This window comes from Paraburkholderia sp. (genome assembly GCF_035656215.1).
Lineage (GTDB): Bacteria > Pseudomonadota > Gammaproteobacteria > Burkholderiales > Burkholderiaceae > Paraburkholderia.
Genome location: NZ_DASRSY010000277.1, coordinates 1 through 3,921 on the forward strand (window position 1 = coordinate 1; position 3,921 = coordinate 3,921).

3 protein-coding genes are annotated in these 3,921 nt (G+C 62.5%); all 3 read left to right on the forward strand.

From position 1 onward, the window contains the following. Positions 1–274: 274 nt before the first annotated feature. The 3 genes from VFE81_RS15580 (at position 275) to VFE81_RS15590 (ending at position 2,987) form a co-directional block, all read left to right on the forward strand. Entirely contained in the window at positions 275–499 is a 225-nt protein-coding gene (locus tag VFE81_RS15580; RefSeq protein WP_325045454.1) for a helix-turn-helix transcriptional regulator, read from the forward strand. Then, a complete protein-coding gene (locus VFE81_RS15585) occupies positions 496–2,361 on the forward strand; it encodes a DUF927 domain-containing protein (protein ID WP_325045455.1) in 1,866 nt (621 codons plus the stop codon). Before VFE81_RS15580 ends, VFE81_RS15585 begins: the two co-directional genes overlap by 4 nt. A 410-nt stretch (positions 2,362–2,771) precedes the next feature. Then, entirely contained in the window at positions 2,772–2,987 is a 216-nt protein-coding gene (locus VFE81_RS15590) for a hypothetical protein (protein WP_325045456.1), read from the forward strand. The last annotated feature ends 934 nt before the right edge of the window (positions 2,988–3,921 follow it).

Below are 3,921 nucleotides of genomic sequence, written 5' to 3' on the forward strand. Positions count from 1 at the left end.
GAAGTCGCCAAGGTCGCTAACTGGCAGCCAACCGGCGGCGCGCCAAAGACTCCAGGCCAGTAACCCTCCACCTCTTAAGCCGCGTTGGCATTAGGTTTGCGCGTGGCGCTCACTGAAACCCACCCACCCCTTCAGCGCAAACCCACCCACCCCCTAGCGCTTTTTCCGGGGTGGGTTTTCTGAACCTACCCGGCTATTCACGGCCCGATTGCGCCAATCTAATTCAGCCATGCCGCGCTGTTCCAGCGCGCGCCTTTAACCGCAAAGGTGAGTCATGGCCGATCCAACAATTCCCATCCTGATCCCGCGCTCGCGTGTCTCCGAGATAACGGGGCTTCAGCGTAGCGCGCTCTACGAGCGAATCGCGCGGGACGAATTTCCGAAGCCCGTTACGATCGGCAGCGCGGCGGTTCGCTGGATCGAAGCCGAAGTCGTGGCATGGGTTCAGCAGCAGATCAATACAAGCCGCAGGCATGCGGCGCGCGGAAAAAAACAGTGAACGCCGCAAGCCTGAATGATGCGCCGCGCCCCGACGACGCCGAAGCGCTTGACGCCGCGCGTGCCGAGTTCTGGATGCGCTGGCGCGGCGAACTGCCTTCGTATGCCGAAGCGCGCCGCCAGAAGGCGATGAATAACCGGCTCAGCCAGCAAGACGGAGACAGCGACGACGAACATTCGCCGCGCGTCTCTGTGCGTGCGCCGTCTGGTTTCGTCGCGAATCATCTCGGCGTGTTCTTCAAGGATGACGACGGCGTACCGCGCCGCATATGCTCCGAGTTGTACATCACAGCGCTGGTACGAGACAGCAGCTCGGAGAACTGGGGTCGTGTCCTCGAATGGAAGGACGCAGACGGCACACCACATATCTGGGCCATGCCGATGGAATTGCTCAAGGGCGACGGCGCGGACATGCGCGGCGAACTGGCACGCTTGGGTCTCGATATCGCGCCTGGATACAAGGCGCGTAACAAGCTGATCGAGTACATCACGAACGCGCGCCCGGACGAACGCGCCCGCTGTGTAACGCGTACCGGGTGGCATCAGCATGTATTCGTGTTGCCTGACCGGACTATCGGCAAAGCGTCCGAACGCGTGCTGTTCCAGTCGGATACCTTCCAGCGTCAATATGAGCAGGCGGGCACTCTCGCGGATTGGCAGTCGCATGTCGCGAGCTACTGTGTCGGCAATTCGCGTCTGCTGGTGGCGGTATCCGCGGCATTCGCCGCCATGCTGCTGCGTCCAGCGGAACAGGAATCGGGTGGCCTGAACTTTGTCGGCCCGTCGAGTACGGGTAAGACAACGGCTCTGTATGTTGCATCGAGCGTGTACGGTGGCGCGAGTTATCTGCAACGCTGGCGAGCGACGGCGAACGGACTGGAAGCACTCGCAGCACTGCATAACGATGCGTTGCTTGTGCTGGACGAACTCGCCCAGGTCGATCCGCGCGAAGCAGGCGAGATTGCTTATATGCTCGCCAATGGCAGCGGCAAGGCACGCGCCGCCCGCACCGGAACCGCGCGCCCGCGTCAATCGTGGCGGCTGCTGTTTCTGTCGGCTGGTGAAATCGGACTCGCGCAGCACATGCGCGAAGGTGGCAAGCGGGCTAAGGCGGGACAGGAGGTACGACTCGTAGACATACCGGCCGATGCGGGCGCGGGTCAAGGTCTGTTCGAATATCTTCACGAGTGCGAGAACGGCGGCGCGCTGTCGTCCAGGCTGATCGGGAACGCCGGGACGTATCACGGAAGCGCAGCGCCCGCGTTTCTCGACGCCGTGACTGCCGACCTGGCTCAACTCACGCAATGGCTGCGCGACGAAATAAGCGCGTTCGTCGCCAGGCATCTTCCGCACGATGCGGGAGGACAGGCGCAGCGCGTCTGTCAACGCCTCGCGCTGATCGGGCTGGCAGGCGAATACGCGACGGCGAACGGCATCACCGGCTGGCCGGAAGGCGCGGCCTACGCGGCGGCGGCGCGCTGCTTCGCTGAATGGCTGGACGCGCGCGGCAGTGCGGGCAATCAGGAACGCGCCGCCATGCTCTCGCAAGTGAAGGCATTTTTCGAGGCACACGAAGAAAGCCGCTTTTCTGACCTCGGCACGATGGATGATCGCCCGACAATCAACCGGGCAGGTTTCCGGCGAGGCGACGGCGGCGCGGTCGAATATCTCGTGCTTCCTGAAGTCTATGGCCGGGAAATCTGTGCGGGCTTTGAGCCGAGGGCGGTCTCGAAGGTGCTGATTGACGCGGGCTGGCTTAAACCGGCGAGTGATGGACGGTCGCAGCGGGCCGAGCGCATCGGCCTGAAAGGGCCAACCAAGGTGTATGTACTCACGTCGGCGATATGGGGAGAGACGCAATGATTCCGCGAAATTTTGCGTCCCGCTTAAAAAATGGGGTTACGCGGGTGACAGGGTTACAGAATCCGCCGGGCCTCACGCCGCAGGGCGCAGCGCGTAACCCGCCTTCATCGGCAGCGTTACCCTCTAACCCCGCGTGGGTTACGGCGCCCGCGCCGTGTAACCCGGCGACCGGCGACGGGGTTACGCGACCTGAAAAAACGGGTTACGCGCAGACGCCCGTCGGTCCAGGCGTTGCGGGAAGCGTAACCCATGTAACGCGCGTAACCCCGGCTGGGGAGCAATCCCTGAAAATTCCGGGCGACGCGCCGTCCGATTGCTTCAGCTTGCCAGGCGAGGACGGCCCATATCTGCCGTGGGGGCCGAACCTGTCACCCGTACAAATGCAGCGTATGCGAGGCGAACTGTTCGCCATGATTGACGAGCTTTCCCATCGCGAAGGCTGGTCGAGCGAGCGTTTGGCCGACACGATGACGCGCGCCGTGCGTGGGCCCCTCGCGGACCTGTTGCCGAACCTCGCCCACTTCAAGGAACGGTTAGCCGTGCTACACGCGGGGGCGGCGGCGCATACCGCGATGCAGGCCCGCACCTGGCGCATGGACGGCCTTGATGGTCGTCGCGATGAATGACAGAGTTCTGTGAACCTTGTACTGAGGCGAGGATAGCAATTGATAACGAAGCGCAGGGCGACGACGGCGAGCGCGGCGGCACGCGTGCGAATTTGACCGCGAATTTGCGTGCAAAGAACTGCAGCTTAACGGCGGCCGAGGGATTTCACGAGCTCTGTCGGTACAACCGGGTTAGTGCAATCTTTGCCCTGTTTCCGTCTAGTTCTGATTAAAAATCAAAGAATCAAAATAGGCGCGAAAGGGCGCCGGGAAAGCGTCAGCGCGTTATTTCGAATCAAAGGAAACAGAGTAAATCCCCGCGGCCCGGCGGGCCATCGGAGCGCTGCTGCGTCGCAGCGATCAACACTGCCGACGTGCGTTATACTGATTTCGTCACGGAGACACCGTGACCTTGGATTGGCGTCCAGGAACAGATACAGGCGGGCATCCGCCGACCGGCGGTTTTTTTACGCCCGCATCAAGCGCCCTTATGGTCGGGCCTTGGTGGGGGAGCGCTTGCGCTCGCCGGTTTCCTGTATCGCCGGTACGCCAACCTCGCCTTGTGCCCGGCCACCCCGATTGGCGTCGGGGCGTCGGGTTCATCAACCCGATACAGGAGGCTTCAACCGTGCGTCATTTCCCCGCTCGTTCCGAGCAAACGCAATTCCAATCAATCCCCGCTATCGCCGCCGGAGCGATCCGCCGCGCCGCACCCGGCCCGGGCGGCCGTGCCACATTTGATATCGCGGGCGGTGCGCCTGCAGCTGTTGCTGAACTTGCCCACGCGGAGGTTCGCCATGCTTGACCGCTTGCTGAATCCACTCGAAAGCGCTTACGACTTTTGTCGCCGCCCACCTGCGTCCGTGCTTCATTTGAACCGCGCGCACCAGTTAGCCGCTGGCATACGCATCGTTTGTCAGTTCCTGCGCAACAGCGGGACGATGAAACATGATGA